General features: G+C 68.3%; 21 protein-coding genes. 13 read left to right on the top strand and 8 right to left on the bottom strand.

The window, feature by feature from the left end; translation table 11 throughout:
• The first annotated feature begins 1 nt into the window (after position 1).
• Positions 2-1,219 (top strand): DUF1343 domain-containing protein, encoded by a 1,218-nt coding sequence (locus LZC94_04715; GenBank protein ID WXB16582.1) that lies wholly within the window; start codon positions 2-4, stop codon positions 1,217-1,219.
• Between the two features lie 58 nt (positions 1,220-1,277).
• Positions 1,278-2,942 (top strand): serine/threonine protein kinase, encoded by a 1,665-nt coding sequence (locus LZC94_04720; GenBank protein ID WXB16583.1) that lies wholly within the window; start codon positions 1,278-1,280, stop codon positions 2,940-2,942.
• A 59-nt stretch (positions 2,943-3,001) separates the two neighbouring features.
• Here the strand turns inward: LZC94_04720 and LZC94_04725 are convergent, their stop codons facing one another.
• The 3 genes from LZC94_04725 to LZC94_04735 all read right to left on the bottom strand — a co-directional run bounded on the left by LZC94_04725 (position 3,002) and on the right by LZC94_04735 (position 7,642).
• Positions 3,002-3,247 carry a hypothetical protein gene (locus tag LZC94_04725; GenBank protein WXB16584.1) on the bottom strand — a complete coding sequence of 82 codons (246 nt, stop codon included), beginning with the start codon at positions 3,245-3,247 and terminating at the stop codon, positions 3,002-3,004.
• A 382-nt stretch (positions 3,248-3,629) separates the two neighbouring features.
• A complete protein-coding gene (locus tag LZC94_04730) occupies positions 3,630-5,006 on the bottom strand; it encodes a hypothetical protein (GenBank protein ID WXB20386.1) in 1,377 nt (458 codons plus the stop codon).
• A 119-nt stretch (positions 5,007-5,125) separates the two neighbouring features.
• The gene (locus LZC94_04735) at positions 5,126-7,642 is read right to left on the bottom strand and encodes a phosphoribosylformylglycinamidine synthase subunit PurL (GenBank protein ID WXB16585.1); all 2,517 of its coding nucleotides are present in this window, start codon (positions 7,640-7,642) and stop codon (positions 5,126-5,128) included.
• Positions 7,643-7,740: 98 nt separating this feature from the next.
• Here LZC94_04735 and purQ point away from each other — a divergent pair, with 98 nt between their 5' ends.
• The 6 genes from purQ (at position 7,741) to LZC94_04765 (ending at position 13,964) form a co-directional block, all read left to right on the top strand.
• Positions 7,741-8,427 (top strand): phosphoribosylformylglycinamidine synthase subunit PurQ, encoded by a 687-nt coding sequence (purQ, locus tag LZC94_04740; GenBank protein ID WXB16586.1) that lies wholly within the window; start codon positions 7,741-7,743, stop codon positions 8,425-8,427.
• 16 nt (positions 8,428-8,443) lie between these two features.
• Positions 8,444-10,165, top strand: a complete 1,722-nt coding sequence (gene rseP, locus LZC94_04745) for an RIP metalloprotease RseP (protein WXB16587.1) — start codon at positions 8,444-8,446, stop codon at positions 10,163-10,165.
• A gap of 36 nt (positions 10,166-10,201) precedes the next feature.
• Positions 10,202-11,560, top strand: coding sequence for a 16S rRNA (cytosine(967)-C(5))-methyltransferase RsmB (rsmB, locus tag LZC94_04750; GenBank protein ID WXB16588.1), 1,359 nt, complete (start codon positions 10,202-10,204; stop codon positions 11,558-11,560).
• Between the two features lie 12 nt (positions 11,561-11,572).
• Positions 11,573-13,015, top strand: a complete 1,443-nt coding sequence (locus LZC94_04755) for a 2-oxo acid dehydrogenase subunit E2 (protein WXB16589.1) — start codon at positions 11,573-11,575, stop codon at positions 13,013-13,015.
• Between the two features lie 227 nt (positions 13,016-13,242).
• Positions 13,243-13,764, top strand: coding sequence for a hypothetical protein (locus LZC94_04760; GenBank protein WXB16590.1), 522 nt, complete (start codon positions 13,243-13,245; stop codon positions 13,762-13,764).
• On the top strand, positions 13,761-13,964 hold the full coding sequence (locus tag LZC94_04765; GenBank protein WXB16591.1) for a hypothetical protein: 204 nt from the start codon (positions 13,761-13,763) through the stop codon (positions 13,962-13,964). The genes LZC94_04760 and LZC94_04765 overlap by 4 nt, the downstream gene beginning before the upstream one ends.
• Here the strand turns inward: LZC94_04765 and LZC94_04770 are convergent.
• The 4 genes from LZC94_04770 to LZC94_04785 are packed head-to-tail and all read right to left on the bottom strand — an operon-like array spanning position 13,961 to position 17,219.
• Positions 13,961-14,326: a phage holin family protein gene (locus LZC94_04770; protein WXB16592.1), complete on the bottom strand. Its 366-nt coding sequence runs from the start codon at positions 14,324-14,326 to the stop codon at positions 13,961-13,963. The two genes, LZC94_04765 and LZC94_04770, sit on opposite strands and share 4 nt — an antisense overlap.
• A 54-nt stretch (positions 14,327-14,380) precedes the next feature.
• A complete protein-coding gene (locus LZC94_04775) occupies positions 14,381-14,668 on the bottom strand; it encodes a hypothetical protein (protein WXB16593.1) in 288 nt (95 codons plus the stop codon).
• Positions 14,665-15,831, bottom strand: coding sequence for a hypothetical protein (locus tag LZC94_04780; GenBank protein ID WXB16594.1), 1,167 nt, complete (start codon positions 15,829-15,831; stop codon positions 14,665-14,667). Before LZC94_04780 ends, LZC94_04775 begins: the two co-directional genes overlap by 4 nt.
• Complete coding sequence (locus tag LZC94_04785; protein WXB16595.1) at positions 15,828-17,219, bottom strand: hypothetical protein; 1,392 nt, start codon at positions 17,217-17,219, stop codon at positions 15,828-15,830. The genes LZC94_04780 and LZC94_04785 overlap by 4 nt, the downstream gene beginning before the upstream one ends.
• A gap of 40 nt (positions 17,220-17,259) precedes the next feature.
• On the opposite strand from LZC94_04785, the gene LZC94_04790 reads away from it, so the two are divergent.
• The 5 genes from LZC94_04790 (at position 17,260) to LZC94_04810 (ending at position 23,436) form a co-directional block, all read left to right on the top strand.
• On the top strand, positions 17,260-18,558 hold the full coding sequence (locus LZC94_04790; protein WXB16596.1) for a tetraacyldisaccharide 4'-kinase: 1,299 nt from the start codon (positions 17,260-17,262) through the stop codon (positions 18,556-18,558).
• 123 nt (positions 18,559-18,681) lie between these two features.
• Positions 18,682-19,584 carry a GGDEF domain-containing protein gene (locus LZC94_04795; GenBank protein WXB16597.1) on the top strand — a complete coding sequence of 301 codons (903 nt, stop codon included), beginning with the start codon at positions 18,682-18,684 and terminating at the stop codon, positions 19,582-19,584.
• A gap of 344 nt (positions 19,585-19,928) precedes the next feature.
• Positions 19,929-21,248, top strand: a complete 1,320-nt coding sequence (locus tag LZC94_04800; protein ID WXB16598.1) for an aspartate aminotransferase family protein — start codon at positions 19,929-19,931, stop codon at positions 21,246-21,248.
• Positions 21,248-22,366 (top strand): acyl-protein synthetase, encoded by a 1,119-nt coding sequence (locus LZC94_04805; GenBank protein WXB16599.1) that lies wholly within the window; start codon positions 21,248-21,250, stop codon positions 22,364-22,366. Before LZC94_04800 ends, LZC94_04805 begins: the two co-directional genes overlap by 1 nt.
• Positions 22,363-23,436, top strand: a complete 1,074-nt coding sequence (locus tag LZC94_04810; protein WXB16600.1) for a proline dehydrogenase — start codon at positions 22,363-22,365, stop codon at positions 23,434-23,436. Before LZC94_04805 ends, LZC94_04810 begins: the two co-directional genes overlap by 4 nt.
• A gap of 56 nt (positions 23,437-23,492) precedes the next feature.
• On the opposite strand, the gene LZC94_04815 is transcribed toward LZC94_04810, so the two are convergent.
• On the bottom strand, positions 23,493-24,053 hold the full coding sequence (locus tag LZC94_04815) for a KH domain-containing protein (protein WXB16601.1): 561 nt from the start codon (positions 24,051-24,053) through the stop codon (positions 23,493-23,495).
• Between the last annotated feature and the right edge of the window lie 2 nt (positions 24,054-24,055).

Raw genomic sequence — 24,055 nt, forward strand, 5'->3', positions numbered from 1 at the left:
GATGTTCACCGGACTCGACCGTCTTGCCGCCGGCCAATCGAGGTCGCTCATGCGCGCCCTGCGGGGCACGCGCGTCGCACTTCTGGCGCACCCCGCGTCGGTCACGCGCGACCTCGTACACGCAGCCGACGTCGTCATCGGACAAGGTGCGCGGCTGAAGGTCATCTTCGGTCCCGAGCACGGCTTCGGCGGCGAGGCGCAGGACATGATTGGCGTGGAGGACGCGCGCGATCGAAATGGCATTCCAATCCGCAGCCTGTACGGCGCCGATTTTTCTGCGCTCGAGCCGCGCGCGGAGGATTTGGCGGACGTCGACCTACTCGTGGTCGATCTGCAGGACGTCGGCGCACGCTATTACACCTTCGTATGGACCGCGCTCTTGGCCGTGCGCGTGTGCCAGAAGCTCGGCAAGCGCGCCCTGATCCTCGACCGCCCCAACCCCATCGGCGGGGATCCCTCGTCCATCGAGGGCCGCCGCCAGCAGAGCGCGTTCCGATCCTTCGTCGGGCTGGAAGCAATTCCCATTCGCCACGCCCTGACCCTGGGCGAAATCATCGCCTGGCGCGCCGGCGAAGAGGGGATACCCCCGGAGCAGCTGGAGGTGGCCGCCGTGACCGGCCTCGCGCGCGACGCGCATGCGCCAGCTTGGGACCGCCCCTTCATCGCGCCCTCGCCCAACATGCCCACGTATCGAACGGCGTTGGTGTACCCGGGCGCGTGCCTCCTCGAGGGCACGAACCTCTCCGAAGGGCGCGGCACGACGCAGCCCTTCGAGGTGTTCGGCGCCCCTTGGCTCGATGGTGCCAAGCTCGCGCACGATTTCCACGCCCTCGAGCCCGCAGGGGTGCGCGTGCGGCCGCTCACGTTCCAGCCCATGTTTCACAAACACGCGGGCTTGATTTGCGGCGGCGTTCAAGTCCACGTGACCGATTCCGGGACATTTCGGCCGATCGCGACCTATGTGGCGCTCGTCGCGCTCGCCCGGCAGCAGGACCCGGCACGATTTGCTTTCCGCACGGAACCCTATGAATTCGTAAAGGATATTCCGGCCTTCGATCTGCTGACCGGCGACGATGAAGCGCGCATCCTCATGGAAAAAGGCGCTCCGCCCGACGAGGTCGCCCAAGCGGTTAGCCGGCTGCACAATGGAGATGCAGAGATTGTGCACATTGCGCGAGAAGCCGGAGCCCGCTATTGCCTAGCGCACCCGCACACATGAGAGCATGAATGAGTGTGTGGCTGGATCAGGCCTCCTTGGTTAGACTTCACCCCGATTCATGGCGCAGGTAGACCAAAATCTTCTGATAGGGCGCAAAATCGCAGGGAAATTTGCGGTCGAAGCCTTCATTGGAAGCGGCGCCATGGGGGCCGTGTACCGGGCTCGCCAGGTCTCGCTCGACAAGCTGGTCGCCCTCAAATTGCTGCACCGCGACCTGGCCAAGGACTCCACCTTCCCTGCCCGGTTCATGCGTGAGGCCAAGGCCGCGTCGCGCATCGACCACCCCAATTCGATGCGGGTGATCGATTTTGGCGAGGAGGACGATGGCACGCTCTACATGGCCATGGAGTTCTTGGACGGGCGCGACCTGTTCCAGGTGATCCAATCCGAGTGGCCGCTGCCGCCGCCGCGCGTGGCCGATTTGGTGATGCAGACCTTGGCCGCGCTGGCGGTAGCCCACGACATGGGCGTGGTGCATCGCGATCTCAAGCCCGAGAACATCATGGTGCTTCCGTCGACCGACGACGAGGGGCAGCCCAAAGACGTCGTCAAAGTTTGCGACTTCGGCATCGCGAAGATCATCGAGGAGCGCAAGGAGCCCACGACCGACGAGCGGGAACAGGGAAAGCTCACGACCCACGGTCTGGTGGTCGGCACGCCCGAGTACATGTCGCCGGAGCAAGGTCGGGGCGAGGCGCTCGATGCGCGGGCGGACATCTATTCCGTGGGGGTCATCCTCTACCAGCTCCTCACGGGCACGGTGCCCTTCGAGGCGAACAGCGCGCTCGGGGTGGTGCTCAAGCACGTGACCGACGAGCCGCTCGCGCCCTCGCAGCGCGCGCCAGGGGTGGACAAGAAGCTCGAAGCCATCTGCCTCAAGGCGATGCGCAAAGCACGGGAAGAGCGCTACCAATCGGCGCGCGAGATGCGCGCCGATCTGCGCGCGTTCCTGGAAGGCGGGCCGCTCGCCAGCTCGGCGCAGTCGTCGGCGCCGCCGGGTGCCGTTGCACGAAGGCCGCTGGTGACGCCGCACGATCTGGGCGTCGCCGCCACCGAGGTGTCGATCGACGCGGCCGTGGTTCGCGCGGCCTCGGCGCGCATCTCCACGAAGCTGGAGCGAACGCCCAGCCGCCTGACGCCGCTCGGTACGGACATCGACGCCGATCTTCTGCCGGCGCGCGGTCGCTGGACGGGGCACCTTTTGGCCGCGGGGTTGCTTTTGGGCGTCGCGGCGCTCGGCGCCTTCATCTTTCGTGGCGCGTTCTCGCAGAGCACGGTCACGCACGATCCGTCGACGAACGCGGCGTCCGTCGTTTCATCGGCTTCGTCTGGCGCGAGCCAAGCTCCGAGCGCGGAGGTGAAGCCGGTGGTGCCGCCGCCCGAGCCGCAAGCCTCTGCCGCGCCGCCGCCGCCGTCCCATGTCTCGCCGCCGACGTTGCGCAAAGAGCCTTTGCCGCCGCCGGAGGATCTCGTCGAGCAGGCGCCCGCGGATCCGGGCGGTTCGGCGGCGCCTTCCACGCCGACCCGCCCCGGCGGGCGCAAGCCGAAGCCTCCGCGAACGCCGATCGTTCCGCCGCCCGGGGGCGCGGCGCCGCCGAATCACGCGCCGTCCGCGGCGCCGACGTGGGGCGTCGTTCCGCCCACCACGCCGCCGATCGTGCAGCCGTCGGCGTCGCCCGAGGTGCACCCGGCCGATCCGCCCGCGCCCGCGCCGTCGGAGTAAAGCGGCGGGCGGGCCAATCCGCTCGGCGGCCGGGCCGGGTGCAGTCGCTACGTGGCTGACTACGACAGACGATCGTCGGAGCGCGGTGCTTCACTCGCGCCCAGGTGCAGGTGCAGTCCGCGCTCGCGTTCGCGGGCGGCGTGGCGGCTGATGGCTTCGCCCAAGGTGACCCACATCGATTCGACCGCCTCGGACTGCAAGCGCAAGGTGACGGGACCGATTGTCAGATGCATCACCCCGCAGCTGCACTCTTCGACCATGCAAATGGGGCCTTCGGCGAGGCGGGCTCGATGAGAGTCGTCCATGATTGCTCCTCGTATATGAAAATGAATATCACTTTCGATTTCACCTCCAGCAAAGCTCCGTCTGCCCTTGGCGTCAAGCAAAATCACCGAAAAATGTCGAGCTCGACACTCTCGCGGACCCTTCCGCCATGACGGCCACGCCGGTCGTTCGACAAAGGCGCTCACCGCCAACCGTGGAGCTGCGACGCTCGCGCCGAGCTTCAACGAAGCGGTTCGCACCCGAGTTCAGCGAAGCGGTTCGCACCGAAGATCAACGAGCCGGCTCGCGCGGAGCTTCGACGAAGCGATCCCACGACCCATCGACCAAAGCGGTTACGCACCCTCGGACCGAAGCCGGTCGAGCCGCGGAGCGCAAACTCCGTCTCGATCGAATCGCGGGCCCCTACTTCTTCTCCGTCTCCAGATCTTCCGCCAAATAACTGAGGATCACCTCGTCGAGCGACTTATCGCTGATGAGATCCTCGCCGAAGATCGAGCTCCCTTGCTGCGGCCGCGCATGGCCAAAAATCGCCGCCGGCCGCGCCGGCGCATACCGACCTTCCGAGCCCGGCGCACCTTGGGGCTTGTAACCCGGCGCCGGCGCGCGCCCCGGCTGCGACGAGGGCGGCGGGCTGTTCGACTTTTCCGCCTCGGGGGAGCGCGATGATGAGGGCGCGCTCGCAAACGAATCGCTCTTGGCGACGCCCGACGCAGGTGGCGCGGCGGCGGCCGACGAGCGCGGTCCCATCTCCGCGCTTCGCGCCGCGAGCTCCGAGAATGACGCCGAGACGGGCATGCCGGGCGCACCAGGCTGGCGCGACGTCGAAAGGAGCGCCGCGGTGGCCCGCGTCTCCTTGCCCGGCGGCCGGAAGCGAAATGTATCGGCTCTCTTCTTGAACGGAGATGGCGCGAGATCGCCCGAAGGCTCGGCGGCCGCCGGCGCGACCTCGATCGGCGCACCGCCCTCGAGCGCATCGATGTCCAAGGTCAGCTCGAGCCCCGCCGGAGGCCCGCCGCTGGCGGCTGCCTCCCCGTAACTCGGAGGTGGTCCCGGCACACGAATCGTTTCCGGCGACGCCGACGCCGGCACCTTGACCGTATCCACCGCCGACGCAGGCGGCCCCGCCGGGATCGTCTCACTCCGCGCAGGCGCTTCCGACTCGTCCGCTGCCGGCTCGCCCGCCGCCTGCTCCTCCGTCCGCGACTTGGCCACCGCCGGCTCGCCGGCTGCCGGCTCGCCCGCCGCCTGCTCCTCCGTCCGCGACTTGGCCACCGCCTGCTCGCCGGCTGCCTGCTCGCCGGCCGCCTGCTCCTCCGCACCCTTCTCCGACGGCGCAGCGATCGATGCAGACTGCACCTCCGCGGCGGTCGTTCGAGCCCCGGACCTTGCCGGCTCCTCCGGCAACGACGAGGGCGGGGGCGACGATGTCGAAACGTCCGGCTTGAGTTGCACCGCCGGAGGCGGATCCGTGCGGTCGCCCGAGGGCACCGGGCCGCTCGAAGGGCTCTTGGAGACGGGCGGCGCGGAGCCCCGCATCGTGGGCGGCGAGGCTTCGGCGGCGTCGACCAGATGATCGAAGTGGCCGCCGCGCAAGGCGATGAACATCGCCTTGTGCTGCTCCTTCATCATGTGGCGGACGACGCCCTCGAGCCCCTCGGAGCCCAGGTGCTCCGCATAGCTTTTCTTGACCGACTTGAGGATCCGGCCCCCGTCCATGAACAGGTGCGTGATGACGTGCGGGTGCCGAACGCCCGAATCTTCGGTCTGAATGTGGAACACCCGACTCTTGTGTCGGACGTTGTTGTTATAGCCGAGTAGCGGAGAGGGCGCCTTGGACATGACTCAGCTACACGAGACGTGTGCTCGTCAAATGGTACCACGATGCGCCGTCGGGTGGACTACTCGCCGACGATACTCGTGAGACATTCTTCGCGCGCGCGACGAAGCCGAGCGAGAGGCACCTGGAGGTTGGCGCGCGTCGCGCCTGCGGCATCGACAAGGAGCGCGTCACCCCCGGTTTGACCCAGAATTTCCGCGGAAACCGAGGCCTTTCGAGCGGACGCCAGCACGTGCTCCACATGCTCCTGCGCCACGCTGACCAGGATGAGCGAGGGCGTCTCACCGAAAAATTGAACTGCTGTCGATACGGCATCCGCGCCATCTGTAGACACGCTTGCGTCGTGGGCCGGCAGCGTAATACGTGCCCCCACATCGCGCTGCCCCTCGGGCGCCGTCACACAGCACTCGGCCAGGGCGACCGCCAAGCCGCCATCGGCCACGTCGTGCGCGCTGGCGAGGACGTGCTCGCGCGCGAGGGTCAGCACCAGCCGCTGCAGCCGCGCCTCGAGCTCGAGATCGAGCACCGGGGCGCCGCCGCGCGAGCCCGTTCGCCACGCCGCGTACTCGCTCCCGCCGAGGGGATCCGAGCCCTTCGCCAAGCCCGCCCGCACCCCCAGCGCGATGACCGTGTCGCCCTCGCGTTTGAACCACGGGGTGAGCACGTCTTTTTCATCGGCCAGGAGCCCCACGCACGCGATGGTCGGCGTCGGCAAAATCGCCGCGCCGGCCGTCTCGTTGTAGAGGCTCACGTTTCCGCTCACGACGGGGACCTCGAGCGCGCGGCACGCGGCCGCGATGCCGTCGATGGCGCGCGCGAACTGCTCCATCACCTCGGGCCGCTCGGGGTTGCCGAAGTTGAGGCAATCGGTCAGCCCAATGGGCTCCGCGCCCGCGCACACCACGTTGCGGCAGCTCTCCGCCACCGCCATGGCGCCGCCCACGAAGGGATCGTTTTCCACCTGGCGCGCGTTGCAGTCCACGGAGAACGCCAGATACTTGTAAAGTACACGATCTCCGAGCTCGCACGGCACGCGCACCACGCCGGCATCGCCGCCGGGCCGCACCGCGGTGCCGCCGCGGACGATGTGGTCGTACTGCTTCCAGATCCAGCGCCGCGAGCCCAGGTTCGGCGAGCCGCACAAGGCGAGGAGCTCGTCCCCCCAGCTGCCGGCCTTGGGGCTCGTAAAGCGGGTTGCCGCGGGCGCCTCGCGCTCCGAGCCGCCTTTGCGCGCGGCTTGGACGCGCGGGCGATCGTAGACGGGGGCGCCGTCGGTCAGAATGTCGATGGGGATGTCGCACACCACCACGCTCTCGCCGGCGACGCGCGCCCCGGCAGCCTTCGCGTCGGCCAGCGGATCGAAGCCGGGCGTGGCGCGGACGACCCAGCGCTTGGTGTCGGTCACGTGACCGATGACGGCCGCGTCGAGCTCCCACTTCTTGCAGATCTCGAGCACGCGCTCTTCGCACCCACGCTTGGCGACGAGGAGCATGCGCTCCTGCGATTCGCTGAGCAAAATCTCGTAGGGCGCCATGCGCTTGGCCCGCCGGGGGACCCGATCGAGATCGATGTCGATGCCGTTCTTGGCGCGGCCGGCCATCTCCACGCTGGAGGAGGTGAGCCCGGCGGCCCCCATGTCCTGGATGCCCTCCAGAAGATCGAGCTGAAAGAGCTCCAAGCATGCCTCGAGCAGCAGCTTGCCCATGAAGGGATCGCCCACTTGCATGGTGGAGCGCACCCCGCTGCGGAGCGACGCGGCGGTGGCGATGCCTTCCTCGCCGGGCTTCGCGCTCTCGCTCCCTTTGCCGCCGCCCGTGACCTCTCCCTCGCCGAACTCGTCGGAGGCCATGGTGGCGCCGTGGATCCCGTCGCGCCCCGTCTTGGCGCCCACGTAGAGGATCGGGTTGCCGATGCCGCTGGCGCGCCCGTAGAAGATGCGGTCCTTGTGCACCACGCCGCAGGTGAAGGCGTTGACGAGGATGTTGCCGTCGTACTTCGAATCGAAGGAGACCTCGCCGCCCACGGTGGGGACGCCGAAGGAGTTGCCGTAGCCGCCGATGCCGGCCACCACCCCGCGCAGAAGCTCCGGGGTGCGCGGATGATCGGGCCTGCCGAAGCGCAGGGAGTTCAGCGAGGCGATGGGCCGGGCGCCCATTGTAAAGACGTCGCGAAGGATGCCGCCGACCCCGGTGGCCGCGCCCTGGTAGGGCTCGATGAAGCTCGGGTGATTGTGCGACTCCATCTTGAAGACGGCCGCAAACCCATCGCCAATGTCGACCACGCCCGCGTTCTCGCCCGGCCCTTGAATGACCCTCGGCCCTTTGGTCGGCAGCCTTCGCAGGTGGACGCGCGAGGACTTGTACGAACAGTGCTCGCTCCACATGACGCTAAAGACGCCGAGCTCGGTGTACGAGGGCTCGCGTCCAAGCGTGGCGACGATGGTGCGGTACTCGGACTCGCTGACTTTGTGCTGGCGGACGAGCTCGTCCGTGATCGGGAGATCTCCTGGAAAAGGGCTCGGCTTCGAGGTCGCAGCGGCAGCAGGCTCGCCCGACTCGCGAGATGGATGGTGCGTCACGCGGCGCAACGTAGAAGCTTTGCCGCTTCCGTGCTAGCGAAAGGGCCGAAATGCGAGCCACCGTCGTCGTTTTTCCTGGAATCAATGCGGATGCCGAAATGGTTCGCACCCTTCGAGGGGTTTGCGGGCTCTCCACCACGGTCATTCGTCACACCGAAACCGAGCTCCCCGCGGGCACCGACCTCGTCGCCATCCCTGGCGGCTTCTGCTACGGCGACTACCTGCGGGCAGGCGCCATCGCCAAGGTCGCGCCCATCATCGGGGCCATCGTCCGCCACGCCAACCGAGGCGGCTATGTGCTCGGGGTGTGCAATGGCTTTCAAATTCTCACCGAGGTGGGACTTTTGCCCGGCGCCCTCACACGAAACAAGTCGATGCAGTTTGCATGTGGCGATGTTTACGTCAAAGTCGGGGCCGTGGGTCCTTACACGCCGCAGGTCGATGCCGTCTGGCGCCTGCCCATCGCCCATGGCGAGGGGCGCTACCAAGCCACGCCGGCCGTCTTGGCCGAGCTCGAACAATCGGGCCGCATCGCGCTCCAATACTGTGAAAAGGACGGCGCGATCACCGAGGCCTCGAACCCCAATGGCGCCGACAAGAACATCGCGGCCCTCTACGGGGGCCCGCGCAAGAACGTCTTCGGCATCATGCCGCACCCGGAGCGCATGAGCGAGGCGATCCTCGGCGGGATCGATGGCCGCATCCCCTTCGATGCCGTCATTGTTGCAGGTGGAGCTGCAGGTGGAGTCCACGCCACGGCGCCGGCCGCGCACACCGTAGGCTGAAGGCGGGACGGGAAAGGTGGACCTCCTCTACTTTACCCTCCTCACCAGCATTCTCATTTTCATTCACGAGTCCGGACACTTCGTCTTCGCGAAGGTGTTCGGGGTCAAGGTCATCACCTTTTCCATCGGGTTCGGGCCCAAGATCCTGCGCCTTCGCGGCAAGGAGACGGAGTACTGCGTGGGGCTTTTGCCCTTCGGCGGCTTCGTGAAGATGCTCGAGGAGGCCAAGGGCATCGAGGCCATCCCGCCGGAAGACAAAAAGCGCACCTTCGAGTCGCAGGCGCTCTGGAAGCGGGTGGTCATCGTGCTCGCCGGGCCGGCCATGAACGTGGTGTTCCCGGTGGCGCTCTACACCTCGGTGTACCTCGAGGATCGGCAGTTCCCGGCGCCCAACGTGGGCGTGGTCACCCCGGGGCGCGCGGCGGAAGGAAAGCTCGTCCCCGGCGATCGCATCCTCTCCGTCGATGGCAAAGCGGTGGAGACCTTCCCCGACGTGCAGCGCATCGTGGCGCAGCGCGCGGGGACGCCGGTGCGGTTCTCGATCGAGCGCGACGGGAAGCCCATCGACGTGCAGGTGACCCCGGCCGACGAGCTGGTCGAGCTCTCCGAGGTGCAGCGCGAGCTCGACGTGGTGGAGCACGTGGCGCGCGTGGGCATCATGCCGAATTTTCCCGCGCCGGTGGTGGGCATTCCCCGCACGGACTCACCGGCGTACCGCGCGGGGCTGCGCACCTTCGATCGCATCACGGCCATCAACGGCAAGAAGGTCGACCGCTTCCTCGACTTGGTCGACCTGCTCTCGAAGAACCGCGGCGACACGGTGGTGCTCGCGTACCTGCGGCCGGTGCCCGTTCCGGCGGCGGGTGGGCTCTGCGACATCGCGGTGATGGATCCGGGCGCGGTCACCTTGACCCCCATGCCGCGCGAGTCGCCGAGCCCCGAGGAAGACTCCGACGCCCGCGCCAAAGACGTGCTGGCGCGCACCGGGATCGAAGGCTCGGACATGTACGTGGCGTTCGTGCCCGTGGGCTCCGGCGAGTGGAAGGCGGGGCTCCGCGCGGGCGACCGCATCTCGCAGCTCGACGGCGTCCCGCAGCGCTACTGGCCCGCGATGGCCGAGGCGCTTCTGCGCGATCCGAACCGGATGCACAACCTGGAGTGGACGCGCGGCGGGCAGCCCATGGCCGGCGTCTTCCAGCTCCGCAAGGAGCAGTGGGTCGACGAGTTCTCGCAGCGCCACGAGCGCCACGTCTTTCTGACGAGCAACTGGAAGCCCAACGCGCCGGCGGTGCTCGTCGACAATCCGAACCTCGTCTCGTATGCCCTCACGGGCGCGGTGACCGAGACGATCAGCGTGGTGAAGTTCATCACGGTGGGCTTCTGGCGCATCCTTCAAGGGCGCGTGAGCCTGGCCAGCGTGAGCGGCCCCATCACCATGTACGACGTGGCGGGCCAAGCGGGCGCCAAAGGGACGCGCGACTTCGTATGGGCCATGGCGGTCATCTCCATCAACCTGGGGCTCGTGAACCTGCTCCCCATCCCCGTGCTCGACGGCGGACACCTGGTCTTCCTCGCGCTGGAGGCCATCAAAAAGCGGCCCCTCTCGCTTCGCGTGCGCGAGGTGTCGAGCCTCGTGGGGATGAGCGTGCTCTTCGTGTTGATGATGATCGCCTTCAAAAACGACGTCGAGCGCCGCTGGGACGTCATCGTCGGGCAAATCCGAGAGATCTTCGGCTAGTCGCCTTACTGGTATGGTTGGTAAGGTGACGAACCCGTGAAGAAAGAAGTATCGGCACGAAGTGTGGCTGCGGAGGTGCTGACGCGCGTGGAGCGCGATCATGCCTTTGCCTCCGCCGCCCTCGACGCGGAGATCGCGCGCTCTCCGCAGCTCGGCCCGCGCGATCGCGCCCTGGCCACGGAGCTGGCGTATGGCTCGCTCCGCGTGCGGCGCTGGCTCGAGGGCCGGCTCGGGCGGCACGCGACGCGGCCGATCGAGAAGCTCGATCCGCGGGTGCGCGTTCAGCTGGTGCTGGCGGCGTTTCAGCTCTTTTTCCTGGAGCGGGTGCCGAAGTTCGCGGCCGTGAGCGAGGCGGTGAGCGCGGTTCGCACGTCCAAAGGGCCCGAGGTGGCCGCCTTCGCCAACGCGATTTTGCGGAAGCTCGCGCGCGAGGCGGAGGCCGAGGCCGCGGGGCTCGATCTGGAGGCGGTGGCCGTGGAGTCGGCGCCGCCTTGGCTCTTCGAGACGCTTTCGCGCTCGCTCGGCCCCGCCGGCGCCCGCGCGTATCTGCGCTCGGCGCTCATGCCGCCGCCCAACGGCATTTGTGTGCATAATGCAAGTGCACGCGATCATTGGCTGAATCGCCTGCGGGACGCGGCGCCGCAAGCCGAGTTCGAGGCGGGCACCATCTCGCCGCACGCCATTCGCGCGCGCTCGGCCGGCAGGCTGCACACGCTCCCCGGCTACGCGGAGGGGGCGTGGACGCTGCAAGAAGAGGGCTCGCAGCTGGTCGCGCTCGCGCTCGGCGCCCGTCCGGGCGATGCCGTGCTCGATGCGTGCGCGGGCCGCGGAAACAAAACGGCGATCCTGGCGGGGGCGGTGGGGCCGACCGGGGCGGTCGACGCCGCGGATTTGCACCCCGCAAAGCTGGTGCGGCTACGTACCGAGCTGACGCGGCTCGGGCTCACGCCGCGCGCCACGTATGCGGTCGATTGGTCCGTGGGGGCGGGGGAGGTCGCGGGCACCTACGATCGCATTTTGGTCGATGCCCCGTGCTCGGGGACGGGGACGTTGGGCCGGCGCCCGGACCTGTACATTCGTCGCGCGCCCGACGACCTCGCTCGCCTCACGGCGCTGCAGGTGGCGATCCTTTCGCGCACGGTGGACCGGCTCAAGCCGGGCGGTCGACTCGTTTATGTCGTCTGCAGCGTGCTGCGGGAAGAAGGGGAGGAGGTCGTGGAGCGGCTGCTCGCGGCCCGCCCGGAGATGGAGCCGACCCCGTTCGAGGGCGAGCCCGCCGCGCGCCTGGCGACCGAGGTGCAGGCAGGGGACACGAAACTCCGTCTTCTCCCGCACAAACACGGCACGGATGGATACTTTCTCGCGAGTCTCGTCAAGCGCGCCGCGACTTGCTAAAGCATCGCCACCATGATCGATGTCACGCTTCCTCAGCTCGGTGAGAGCGTCTCCGAAGGGACGATCACCAAGTGGCTCGTTCGCGAAGGCGAATACGTACTTAAAGACCAGCCGCTCGTCGAGATCGGGACCGATAAGGCCGACTCCGAGCTGCCCGCCCCCTCCGCCGGCCGCGTGACGAAAATCCTCGCCAAAGAAGGCGACGTGCTGCCCGTCAACGCCGTGCTCTGTCAGCTCGACGAAACGGCCCTCGGCGATGTGAAGGCACCGCCGCCCGCCCCCGTCCCCGCGCCGCCCTCCACGCCGGCCGCCATGGTCGAGCGCCCGGCAACGGCCAGCTCCGGTGGCATCGAAAACGTCTCCTCGCGCAGCGTGACCGGCGGCACCCTCGCCACCCCGACCGCCCGCAAAGCGGCGCTCGAAAACGAAGTGAACCTCGACGCCGTGCAAGGCTCGGGCGAGCGCGGTCGCATCACGCGCGACGACGTGCTCCGCGCCGCCGCCACCGGCAACGGCCCCGCGCCGGCCGTCTCCTACCAGGAGCCCACCTCCATCGTACCGCCGCCGCAGAAGATCGAGATGCCGCCGCGCCCCGCGCCTGTCGCGCCGGCCGCGAGCGCACCCGTGCAGACCCCGAGCACCCGTGGAAATACGGCGGCGCTCTCGCAATTGATCAACCAGAGCGGCGGCTTCGTGCCCCCGATTCCGGGTGTTGGTTACGGGTCGTTCAAGGTGCCGGCGTACAAGCAGCACGACGGCGACAAGGTCATTCCGTTCACGCGCCGGCGCCGCATCACGGCCGACCACATGACCTATTCGAAGTTCGCCTCGCCCCACGTCGTCACGGTGGCCGAGATCGACTTGAACAAGGTCTCGCAGCTCCGCGACGCGCACAAGGATCGCTACAAGAAGGAGGGGCATCCCCTCACGGTGCTGGCCTTCGTGGTCGTGGCCGTCGCGCGCGCCCTGCGCGAAAACATGTCGCTCAACGCGCGCGTCCTCGACGACGCCTACGTCATCATGTCGGACATCAACATCGGCGTCGCGGTCGACTCACCCGACGGCCTGGTGGTCCCCGTCGTCCGCCGCGCCGACGAGCTCGGCGTCCGCGGCATCGTGCGCGGCATCGACGAGCTGGCGAAGCGCGCGCGCACCGGCAAAATCACGGCCGACGACTTGAGCGGCGCCACCTTCTCGGTGACCAACCCGGGTCTCAAGGGCAACCTCTTCGGCGGCGCCATCATCAACCAGCCCAACGTCGGCATCCTGCGCATGGGCGAAATCCAAAAGCGCGTCGTCGTCGTCGAGGGTCCGGGCGGCGAAGACCTCATCGCCATCCACCCCGTCATGTACGCCGCCCTCAGCTACGACCACCGCATCGTCGACGGCGTCGCCGCCAACTCCTTCCTCTGGCGCGTCGCGGACATTCTCGAAAAGGGCGAGTTCGAGGTTTAGTCCGCGGGAGGGGGGCTGCTCGCTGCGATGACGGCCGTGCCTTCGGGTGCGGCCGTCACTCTTTTGTGCGCTCGCCGAAATCGCGAACAATCGTAGCGGCAGATTCAAGCCGGGGCTCATCTGGGACGCTCCGCTTGAGCTTATGCTTCGGCCAAATTTGGCGCGTTGATGGCGCTCGAGGGACGATTTGCAAATCGCGAATCGCGAATCTATAACGATAGCTACCGATGCAGCCTAGGCTCAAACCCCAGGATGTTCTGCTCGCGCTCAAGCTCGTGGCGCGACGGAACTCGGACTGGACGCAGCTTCAGCTTGCCAGCTCGCTTCATATGAGCGTATCGGAGATCAATCACAGTCTGAAGCGACTGGTTGTGTGTTCCCTCTTCAATGCGCGCGAGCACCGCGTAGTATGTGCGAATTTGCTGGAGTTCCTCGTGTCGGGTTTGCGGTACGTGTTCCCGACGCAGTTGGGCTTGCTCGGAAAGGGCATGCCGACGGCGTACAGCGTCCGGCCTTTGGCCGAACGACTGCGCCTTGGTGAAGAAGATGGCGTGGTGTGGGCCGTACCGCACGGGGACAACCAAATCTTTGGGCGTGTCATCGAGCCACTTTACGAAAGTGCCCCCCAAGCCGCCGCCGAGGATCCCGTGCTCCATGAGTACCTCGCGCTGGCCGACGCACTTCGTGTCGGAAGAGCGCGTGAGCGAGCGATGGCGCGCGAAGAGTTGACGAAGAGACTCACGCCATGAGCTCGCGTCGTGCGAGCTCTCGTGCCGCCATCGCGGCCGTGGCTCGCGCGCTCGGCGAAGAGCGAGTCGTTTTCGTAGGGGGTACCGTGGTCGCGCTCTACCCGCTCGATCCCGGATTCGACGTGCGCGAGACGCTCGACGTCGACTGCGTCGTCGACATAGCCAGCACGATGGACTGCTGGACTGGACCGCCGCGTTAACTCTTTAGCCAGCTCGCGAGGATGTACTCGAACGCCCCATTTACGAGGGTGACGAAGAAGGAGGCGATGGAGGCGGTGATGCAGCCGGAGAATTTGACGCCGGAGAGGCTGCCGGCGACGAGGAAGAGGATGCCGTTGAGGATGACGGCGCCGATGCCGAGGGTGAGGACGCTGATGGTGATGGTCAGCGGCTTGAGGAAGTGCCACACCACTACGTTCAGCAGGCCGATGACGAAGGCGAAGACGAGCGCGGAGCCGAACCCGCGCGCCTTCATGCCGGGCATGATCTGAGCAACGACGAAGACGCTCAGGCCGGAGATCATCAGGTGGCCGAGGTGCATCAGGAATTGGCTCTGTCCCATCGCGGCCCGAGTGTACCCCTCGGCCGTGAGCGCGGGAGCCGAATCGGCGAAGTTTCACTCGCGCGGTTGACGCGCGGCCGCCCGTAGCTTCGCGGAGAGAACGAGCGACACCACGAGCTCCACCACGCGGTACGCCAGATGGGCGGGCACGAGGAAGAGGACGCCCAAGCGGAGGAGGAACGCCATGGCGCCTACGAGGAAGACGCCGAGGTTGGGCGAGCCGGCGGTGAAAAAGCCCTCCTTGAAGCTGACTTGGGCGAACCCCCACTCGGCGACCGCATACAAAATCGTAAAGAAAATGCTGAATCGAAAGCGCCAGAAGATGTCCGAGAGGCGCTTCATGGTGAAAGCTCCGGGCCCGAGGTGAGCATGGCCAAAAGGAGCGCGTTGCCAATCGGCCCGCCCGTGAGAAAGCGTCCGCGCGTGCCCGACGTGTAAGGGATCCCGAAGAGCGCCGTGGTCCGGAAAAGGCGGACGAAAACGTCCTTCTGGCCGAATGCGCGCGCGGGCGCGAGCGTAAAACCGGTGGCGGCCACCGAAACGCCGAAGAGCACCGGGCCGCTGTCGACGTCCCCGAATCCTCGGGTGATCTGTCCCGGCTCGACCGGCCCATCGACGTACTCTTCGACCGCTCCAAACTCCCAGATCCCCGTCGTGTGACGAAAGAGCCCCTCGGCGAGGCGCCGCGCGACGCTTCGATCGGCGAACCCCGCGAAGTACGCGGCGAGCCCCGTTCCCGAGCCGCGGGGGAGATCGTGCGCCTTTGCGTCGTGCGCGCCCATGCGCTGGATCACGAAGCCGCTGTCGCGATCGAGCTGCGTCGTGCGGACTTTGTCCGCCCAGTGGGCGAGGACCCGCTCGTGCCGCGCGCCGGTCGCGCGTCCGTGGACGGCGATGGCCGCGGCCACCGCGGCGACGTCGGTCGGGTAGGCCTCGTTGGGGTACGTCTCGATGAGGCCCGTGGGCGATGCGAGGAGCCGCTTTTCATAGGCTGCGATGAGCGCGTCGTGCTGCTTGGCCACGTCGGCCGGAAAGCTCGGATCGAGCGAGCGCGCCACGCCCAGCGCCAGCGCGGAATAGGCGAGGTATGCGTGACCGTGCGAGCCCTCGAGCGACTTCATCGCGTCCTCGCCGTGCCAGGCCTTGGTCCCGAAGTCGCGCATCTCGGGGAGGAAGGTCTTGATGCTCGCCCGCGTGATCACCGGAACGTAAGCTGCTTTTCGCTCGGGGTGGAGCGCGACCACTTGCGCCAGGCCGAGCGCGGTCATCTGATGGGTCACGAGCGCCCATTCGCCGGCGAAGCGATTCTCGGGGGGCTCGTTCCCTTCACGAATGGTGTCGTCGTCGCGCTCGAAGGTCACCAAGTCCTCGGCCAGCTGCCCCTGCACCGTGGCGTCGCCGCGATACCACGCATCCGCGCCGCGTTCGCACCACCAAGGCGCAACGAACCGAAACGCCGCGAGCGCAGAGGCCACGTAGACGATCCGCAACCACCCGAGCTTCACGAGGACTTCCGTTCGGCGCGCTGCCGGCTCGCCCTTCGGGCCCTTCGCGCTACGGCCGCCGCGGCAAGCGTGAAGAGGGACGCGGCGCCTGCCGGGATGCCCCCGCCCAAGGTGCGCGATCCAAGCGGTCCAAGCGATCCAAACGATCCAAACGATCCAAACGAGACGGAGCAGCCGCCCTCGTCGTTCGAGCTCGCCGCGCCGCGGCCTCCGTCGGCGCCGGCGTCGTCGGGGATGCCGAGTTGTTCGCGCAGCGCGGGCCACTCCAGGCTGCACACGGCGGCCGATGTGTTCGCGGGGCAGTCGAGCGGAGCGCGCACCGTCGAAAGGTGGAGCAGCGGCTCGAAGGTGGCGCCATCGTCGCGCGATGCGCCGACGATGAAGCCGCTCGACTCCGCGGAGCACGCGTAAAGAATGCCCCCCGCGTGGGCGAGGCACTGGATGCTCACGTTCGAGCGCTTGGTGAAGGCCAGATCCGGGCGGGTGGCCGTGTACAGTCCATCGCTGTTTCCGACCCAGATGCGGGACCCGTCGGCGGAGAGAGCGAATCCAAGGAGCGGTGCGCCGGCGAACACCTCTCGGAATGTACGTCCTCCATCGTCCGTCACCAAGAGGCGACTTCGGGGGCCTCCGCCCGTGCGCACGTAAACGCGGTCGGCGTTCACCGGATCGACCGCCGCGATGAACGGCGCGCGCTCGCTCGGCGCGAGCTGGATGAGGGTCTCGGTGAACGTCTGGCCGTCGTCGCGCGACGCATAAAAAAGGCCCGCGCTGCGATCGGCGCGCGCCGCCGAGGCGTAGAGTCGCGCGGGATCACTGGGGGCGCCATCCACCGTTTCGGCCAGCGCGTACGCGGGAAGCGCGACGCCGTGGCGGTGCCATGTCGCGCCTTCGTCGGCGGTGGCGAAGAGGCGGCTCGCATAGAGGGATGCACCCGCGTCGTCGCCGAGATAGGTCGACGTGAGGGCCAGGGCCGACCTTGGATCGACCGATCGGGCCGTCACGTCGATGAACACGTCGGACTTTGGCTCGCCCTCCACGAAGCGCCACGAGCAACCGAGATCCTGCGAGACCCCCAGCCCTTCGAACGTGCCCGCGAGCACCGTCCTCGCACCCACCACGCCGAGGGCAGGGTCTTCGATGCCGCCGTAGCCCACCGCGCGCTCGCAGACCCAGTCCCACGTTTTGCCTGCGTCGTGCGAGAAGAGGATGCCAAAGGTCGCGCGCAGCACCAGGTTCTCGGGCGCACGCGGAAAAATGACCAGCTGGTTCGCCGCTGGAAAGCGTCCGTTGGCGAGCGCGGGCCCAGGCTGCGCGACCAGCGCGCCGAAGACGAAAGCCGCGGCGCCTACGGTTCGGGCCGCGTGCCGGAAGGATCGCGTGGGCACATCGTCACGTTAACACGGGGAAAAGCGCTAACGTAAAGGCGTGGACGCCTCTTTCGGAATCCGGCGCTGGCTCTCCGATGCGCTCGAGCGCGGCCGGTTCTCGGGCGCATCGGGCGGCGCGCCCTCGCGTGCACCGGGTGGCCCACCCTCGGGTGCATCGGGTCGCGCGCCCTCGGGTGCACCGGGCGGCGCCCTCTCGGGTGCACCGGATGACGCCCCCTCGGGTGCACCGGGTGACGCCCTCGTGGACGCACCCGGCAACACGCCCTCGGGCGCATCGAGGCGCCCGTTCGCCGACGCATCGGCTCGAGCGCTCGAGCGCATGTGGCAGGCGTGGTCGGCTCCGCGCGTCGTTCGCTCGCTTCACGTGCCGGACGGTGTGGTCACCATCGCCGTGGGCGGCGCCACCCTCGGCGGCTCGGGCAAGACACCGCTGGCGATCGCGTGCGCCGAGGTTGCGGCTGCAGCTGCGGCTGAATCCGGCGCCGGCAAGGTCGCCCTCATCGGCCACGCCTACCGCGCGCATCCGCGAACCGCGCGCGTCGTCGCGCCGGGCGATGCGCTCGATACAGTGGGCGATGAAGCGCTCGCCTGCGCGCACATCTTCGCGGCCCAAGGTATCCGCGCCGACGTCATCGTCGCGCCCACGCGGCAGCGCGCCATCGACTTTGCGGTCGCGCAAGGCGCCAAGGTTCTCGTCCTCGACGGCGTCGCGCAGACGGCACCTCGCCGCGCGGACCTTGCGCTGCTCGCGCTCGACCTCGAGTCACCGTGGGGTCGCGGCGCATGCCCTCCGCGCGGTGACTTGAAGGCGCCGATGGGGGCGCTTCGTGCGGCGTGCGACACCATGGTGATGGTCGCACCCGATCCGGCACGATGTCGTGGCGCCATATGCAGCGCCGTGGGCCCGCCGCACTCGGTCGACTCGGTCGAATCGCGACACGGAAATCGGCCCGACCTTCGACCCGGAGATCTCGTCCCATTCGAGCAGCTGGCGCGCATGAAGGTCGGATTGGTCACGGCCCTCGCGCGGCCCGAACGGATCGTTCGCTTTCTCCAGGCTCACGGCGTTTTTCCGCGCACGGCGATCCACGCGTCCGACCATGGCCCCGTGAGTGCGCGAACGCTTACGTTGGCGGCAGAGGCTCACCGCATCGAGGTGTGGGTGGCCACATATAAGTGCGCGATACACTTGCGCAATCCGGCATCGATCCCCGTGTGCGTTCTGGAGCATCACGTGGCGCTTCCCCCGTCTCTTCGCCACGAGCTCCACGCCGCGCTCCTGGCCGGGGCCCGAGCGCACATGGATGACCCAGCCCGTCGGGTCGTGCGGCGGTGAAAAGAGGCGGGAAATGTAGCGCGGCCTTGACCGCGCACGGAGCGCACCATAGTCTCCAAGTACGAATTGCAGGCTTTTTTCCCGCCTTGCCACGATCATGGCTGAGTTCCTCTCGGTGCACGCGTGAGCGACTCGGACGAGAAAACACGCGTAACCACCATCGTTCAAAAGTCACTCGGGGACGAGCCACGTCCTCGGGGCAATGACTGCTTGGTGGTGATCTACACCAAGGAGCCCACGCTCCTCGGGAAGCGGTTCGTCTTGGAGGGAAGCCCCTTCAAGATCGGACGCGGCGCGGAGAATCACATCGTGCTCGAAGGTGACTCGGTGTCGCGCAGACACGTGCACTTCGAACAGCGCGGTGCGATCTGGTACGCCGTCGACGACAACTCGACCAACGGCACCTACGTCAACGACGACCAGATCACGCGCGACATCGCGCTGGCCAACGGCGACCGCATCAAGGTCGGGCCCACGATCTTCAAGTACCTCTCCGGCGCCGACGTCGAAGCGCAGTACCACGAAGAAATTTACCGAATGACCATCATCGATGGGCTGACGCAGGCGCACGTGAAGCGCTACCTGCTCGAGGCCCTCGAAAAGGAGATCATCCGCGCGCGCCGCCACTCGCGCGAGCTCTCCTTCTTGATGTTCGACGTCGACCACTTCAAGAAGATCAACGATTTTCACGGGCACCTCGCGGGCGACTTCGTCCTCAAGGAGCTCGCGCGCATCGTGCAAGGCCGCATCCGCCGCGACGAAGTGTTCGCGCGCTACGGCGGCGAAGAGTTTGCCATCATCCTGCCCGAGACCAACCTCGACGGCGCGCGCTCCCTCGCGGAAGGCTTGCGCGAAAAAATCGAACAATCGCGCTTCGTCTTCCAGAACGAGCTCATCCGAGTCACCGTCTCCATCGGCGTCTCCCAGCTCCGCGAAGAGGATCGCACGAGCATGGATCTCATCAAGTTCGCCGACGAGCGCCTCCTTGAGGCCAAACGCGGCGGCCGAAATCGCGTCGTCGGGTAGGCCGCCTCTCCGGCGTTTGCATCGTCCGCCGAGCCCGGGCGCGCCAATTCGTCGGCCCTTTGCGCCTTCGCGCCGCCCGCGCTGTTGCGTTACGTCTCCGCGCCGCCCGCGCCGTTGCGTTACGTCTCCGCACCGCCCGCGCGGCTGCGCTTTTACGTCTCCGCGCCGCCCGCGCCATGCGCCTTTGCGCCGCCCGCGCCTTTGCGCCGCCCGCGCCGTTGCGCTTACGTCTCCGCGCCGCCCCTGCCATGCGCTTTTACGTCTCCGCGCCGCCCGCGCCTTCGCTCCTTCGCGCGAAAGGTGCCGCGCACGAACGCGGGCGAGGTGCTAACACCACCACCGTCGTGACCACGTTCCAACCACGTTTGCAGCGTTTGCCCGAGATGCTCACCCCGCCGCCGGGACCGCGTTCGCGCGCGATGTCGGCGCGTCTTGCCGCCGTCGAGTGCCCCGCCTTCGACGCGCGCCGAAGCGCGCGCGAAGCGTTGAGCGATACCTCGCAGGCCCCCATCGTGTACGCGGAGGGCGAGGGGCCCAATGTGATCGACGTCGATGGGAATCGGTACGTCGATTTGGTGGCGGGCTTCGGTGCGCTGGTGTTCGGGCACCGCCCGCCGTTCGTGTCGGCGGCGGTGAGCGCGCAGCAGGACAAGCTCGCGCTCGCGCTCGGCGACGTGTACTCGGCCGAGACGAAGGTCGCGCTCTGCGAGCGCCTCGCGGCGCTCTTTCCCGAGCCCGGTGCGCGCGTGATGCTCGGGCTCTCGGGCGCCGATGCCATCACCGCCGCGCTCAAGACCGCGCAGCTCGCGACCGGCCGCGCCAAGGTGATCGCCTTCGAGGGCGGCTACCACGGGCTCTCGCACGGCCCGCTGGCGGCGTGCGGCCTGGCGCCGTCGTTTCGGGAGCCCTTCGCCGGGCAGGTGGGCGACTTCGTCTCGTTTCGCCCCTACGGCGAGCGCGATCTGCGCCTCACGGGCGATGTTGCGGCCGTCCTCATCGAGCCCTTGCTCGGGCGGGGCGGCTGCATCGTTCCGGCCGAGGGGCTCCTTCGCGATCTGCGCGCGCAGTGCGATGCCGCCGGCGCGCTCCTCATCGCCGACGAAGTGTGGACGGGCATGGGGCGCGCGGGGAGCCTGCTCGCGTCGGTGGCGGAGGGCGTGCTGCCCGACATCGTGTGCCTGGGCAAAGGCCTCGGCGCCGGCTTTCCCATCTCCGCCGTCATCGGTCGCGATCGCGTGATGCAAGCCTGGGGCGCCCACGGCGGAACCGCGATCCACACGGGGACCCATTTCGGCTCGCCCCCCGCCTGCGCCGCCGCGCTCGCCGTGCTCGATGCGCTGGCGGATGGAGCCGTCCTCGAGCGGGTGAACCGGATCGGTGATGCTTGGCGCCAAAAGCTCGAGACCGCGACCGCCGGTCGCGGCGTCACCGTGCTCGGGCGCGGTCTCATGATCGGGCTGAAGCTCGAGGGCGGCGCCGCCCGCGCGTTGAGCGTGATGCGCGCGCTCCTCGCGCGCGGCTACATCGTGCTGACCGGCGGGACCAAGGGCGATACGCTGACCTTGACGCCCCCGTTCGACATCGAGCCAGGGCTTTTGGAGGCATTCAACGGCGCCCTCCGAGCCGCGCTCGATGAGGCGCCCGCACCGAAGGAGCCACGCTGATGGAATCGCGAGCGGGAGCCACGGACGGCGCGCAGAACGCCATCTCCGAGAGCGCAGCGCTGCACGAGCGCGCCCGCGCCTTCGTGCGGGCGTTCGAGGAGGGCAGGGAGAACCCCGAGCCATTCGACGCGCTCGCGCGCGATCTAGCGCGGTTCCAGGCGAGATATGTTGCAGGATACACGAATCTGATCCGCGCCCGCGGCCTCGATCCCGAGCGCTTCGAGCGCGCGGCCGATGCACCGGCGGTGCCCACCGACGCCTTCAAGGTCGCCCGCGTGAGCGCGTTCCCCGAGGCGGAGACGCCGGTGGTGTTTCGCACCAGCGGCACCACCGTGGGCGATCGCGGCTCGCACTTCTTCCGCGATCCATCGACCTACGACGCGGCGGCGGTGGCGTTTGCGCGCCGCACGTTGCTTCGCGGTTTTCCCGAGCGGGTCCACGTTCTGGTGCTCGGGCCGTCGGCCGTGGATCTCCCCGACTCGTCGCTCTGCCATATGAACGAGGCGTTCGTCCGCGCCTTTGGCCTGCCCGGCGACGGCGACGTCTACTTCCTACGCAACGACATCCTCGACGTGGCCGCCCTCGACGAGACCGTCGCGCGCATCTTGGTGACCAGCGATGCCCCCGTGCTCTTGCTGGCCACCGCGTTTGCGTGCGTCTACCTGCTCGACGCGGTGGGCGACTCCGGTTTTCGCCTCCCCAAGGGGAGCCGCGTGATGCAAACCGGCGGCTTCAAAGGCAAAACGCGCGAGGTGGAGCCATCGGTGCTGCGCCGCGATCTGGCGCGCGCGTTCCACATCTCGCCGGACGACGTCCTCGGCGAGTACGGCATGACCGAGCTCTCCAGCCAATTTTACGAGGACCGCGGCGGCGGCATTTACCTCGAGCCCCCGTGGGCGCGCGTGGTCCCGGTCGATCCGGTGACCCTCGAGCCCGTGGAAGAAGGCGCCGAGGGCATCGCGCGCATCGAGGACTTGATGAACGTCGACAGCGCGTTCGCCCTCCTCGCCGCCGATCGCGTTCGCCGCGTTCCAGGTGGGTTCGAGCTCCTCGGCCGCGCCCCGGGCGCGCCACCGCGCGGCTGCTCGCTCACCGTCGAGGAAATCCTCGGTCGATGAGCCGCGCGCCCGCGCACCTGTCCGGGCCGCGGGTGCTCGGCGAGCGCCAGCGCGACGAGCGCCAGCGCGACGTCCAGCGCATCCTCGATCGCGCCCGCTCCCTCGTGAACGATCGCGCGTCCCTCGTCGCCCCGCTGGTTCGCAGCACGGGCCTCAGCCCCGCCGGGGTCGAGCACGCGCTGCTGCACCACCTCGAGGTCGGCGCTGCGCCCGAAGACATTCGTCGCCTCGTCGCCTGCGCCGGCGACGCTCCGCACGTCCACGTCCTTCTCTCGGCCAACGTCTTCGTGGCCGCGCTCCGCGCCATCGTCCTCGCCCGCGCCGCCGCACCCCAGGTCACCGTGCGCCCGTCCTCGCGCGATCCGTTCTTCGCCGAAGCGCTCGTTCGCGCCCTAGGCGATCCCGCCATTCGCCTGGTGCCCGACACCATTCCCGCCATGACCGAAGGCGAAATCCACGTCTATGGGCGCAACGAAACGATCGCCAAGGTGCGCGCCAGCGCTCCGCCCCATGTCATCGTTCGCGGCCACGGCGCCGGAATGGGGGTGGCCTGCATCTGGGACGACTTCGATCGCGCCGCCGATGCCCTGGCCGACGACATCGTCGTGTTCGACCAGCGCGGCTGCTTGAGCCCGCGCCTCGCCTTCGTCTCCGGCGTGCCCGCGGCGTCGTTTGCGGAGAAGCTGCACGCATCCCTCGCCGCGCGCGAGCTCCGCATCCCCCGCGGCGAGCTCGCGGACGATGAACGCGAAGACGCGCGTCGCTACGCCGAGACCCTGCGCTTTGCCGGCGTCCTCTACGAAGGCTCCGCGCACCTCGTGGGCGTCGCCCCGAGGGTCGTCATTCCGCCCACGGGCCGGCATCTCCACATCGTACCGGTCGCCGAGATCGACGCTCTCCCAGACGCCCTCGCGCCGCTCGCGACGAGCATCGTCGCCATTGGCGCAACGGACGCGGCGCGGCGTCTTGCATGGCCTGCCCATGCGAGGCTCTCGGCCCTGGGAGCCATGCAACGACCGCCGCTGGATGGGCCGGTCGATCGACGGCTCCCCCACCCAGCGTCCCCATGACGTTGAGCGGGGCTCCTGGCGGATCACCCTCGGACGGGGCGCCCCTCGGCGAGACGCTATCCGCGCGGACGCGAAGGCCGCGCGCGGGGGACCGGCGCGACGGGGATGGCCGTGGCGCTCGGAAGCGATGCGGGGATGATCTGCACGCGGCGGTCGGGGCCTTCGCCGTTGCTCTCGGTGCGAACACCGGAGACGTCCTTGAGGGCCATGTGAACGATGCGGCGATCGCGCGCGCTCATCGGATCGAAGGTGATGATCTTCCCCTCGGCCGCCACGCGCTCGCCGAGGCGGCGCGCCATTTGGGCGAGCTGGTCCTCGTGGCGCGCGCGGTAGCCTTCCGCGTCGACGGCGACGTGCTTGCGCGGCTCGCCGGGGCGATGGACCACGCGCGTGGTCAGGTACTGAATCGCCTCGAGCACCGCGCCGCGTTTGCCGATCACACGACCCGCGTCGGGGCCCTCGATTTCGAGCCGGATCTCGTCCGCCGAGCCTTCGCCGTCGTCGGGGGCGAGGTTGACTTCGGCGTTCATGAGCATCTTTTCCATCAACGTGCGCACGAAGGCGAGCGCTCGGGACGTTTGAGCGTCCGGGGCTCCATCCTGTACTTCGATTGACACGT

Source organism: Sorangiineae bacterium MSr11954 (assembly GCA_037157815.1).
In the GTDB taxonomy this organism is placed as follows: domain Bacteria; phylum Myxococcota_A; class Polyangia; order Polyangiales; family Polyangiaceae; genus Pendulispora; species Pendulispora albinea.

Bases quoted from the DNA above. Each gene is read 5' to 3' on its own strand.
- LZC94_04765 (WXB16591.1), top strand. From the start codon at position 13,761: ATGAGCTCGCGTCGTGCGAGCTCTCGTGCCGCCATCGCGGCCGTGGCT.
- LZC94_04805 (WXB16599.1), top strand. From the start codon at position 21,248: ATGGAATCGCGAGCGGGAGCCACGGACGGCGCGCAGAACGCCATCTCC.
- purQ (WXB16586.1), top strand. From the start codon at position 7,741: ATGGTTCGCACCCTTCGAGGGGTTTGCGGGCTCTCCACCACGGTCATT.
- LZC94_04770 (WXB16592.1), bottom strand. From the start codon at position 14,326: ATGGGACAGAGCCAATTCCTGATGCACCTCGGCCACCTGATGATCTCC.
- LZC94_04720 (WXB16583.1), top strand. From the start codon at position 1,278: ATGGCGCAGGTAGACCAAAATCTTCTGATAGGGCGCAAAATCGCAGGG.
- LZC94_04810 (WXB16600.1), top strand. From the start codon at position 22,363: ATGAGCCGCGCGCCCGCGCACCTGTCCGGGCCGCGGGTGCTCGGCGAG.
- LZC94_04715 (WXB16582.1), top strand. From the start codon at position 2: ATGTTCACCGGACTCGACCGTCTTGCCGCCGGCCAATCGAGGTCGCTC.
- LZC94_04775 (WXB16593.1), bottom strand. From the start codon at position 14,668: ATGAAGCGCCTCTCGGACATCTTCTGGCGCTTTCGATTCAGCATTTTC.
- LZC94_04725 (WXB16584.1), bottom strand. From the start codon at position 3,247: ATGGACGACTCTCATCGAGCCCGCCTCGCCGAAGGCCCCATTTGCATG.
- LZC94_04755 (WXB16589.1), top strand. From the start codon at position 11,573: ATGATCGATGTCACGCTTCCTCAGCTCGGTGAGAGCGTCTCCGAAGGG.
- LZC94_04760 (WXB16590.1), top strand. From the start codon at position 13,243: ATGCAGCCTAGGCTCAAACCCCAGGATGTTCTGCTCGCGCTCAAGCTC.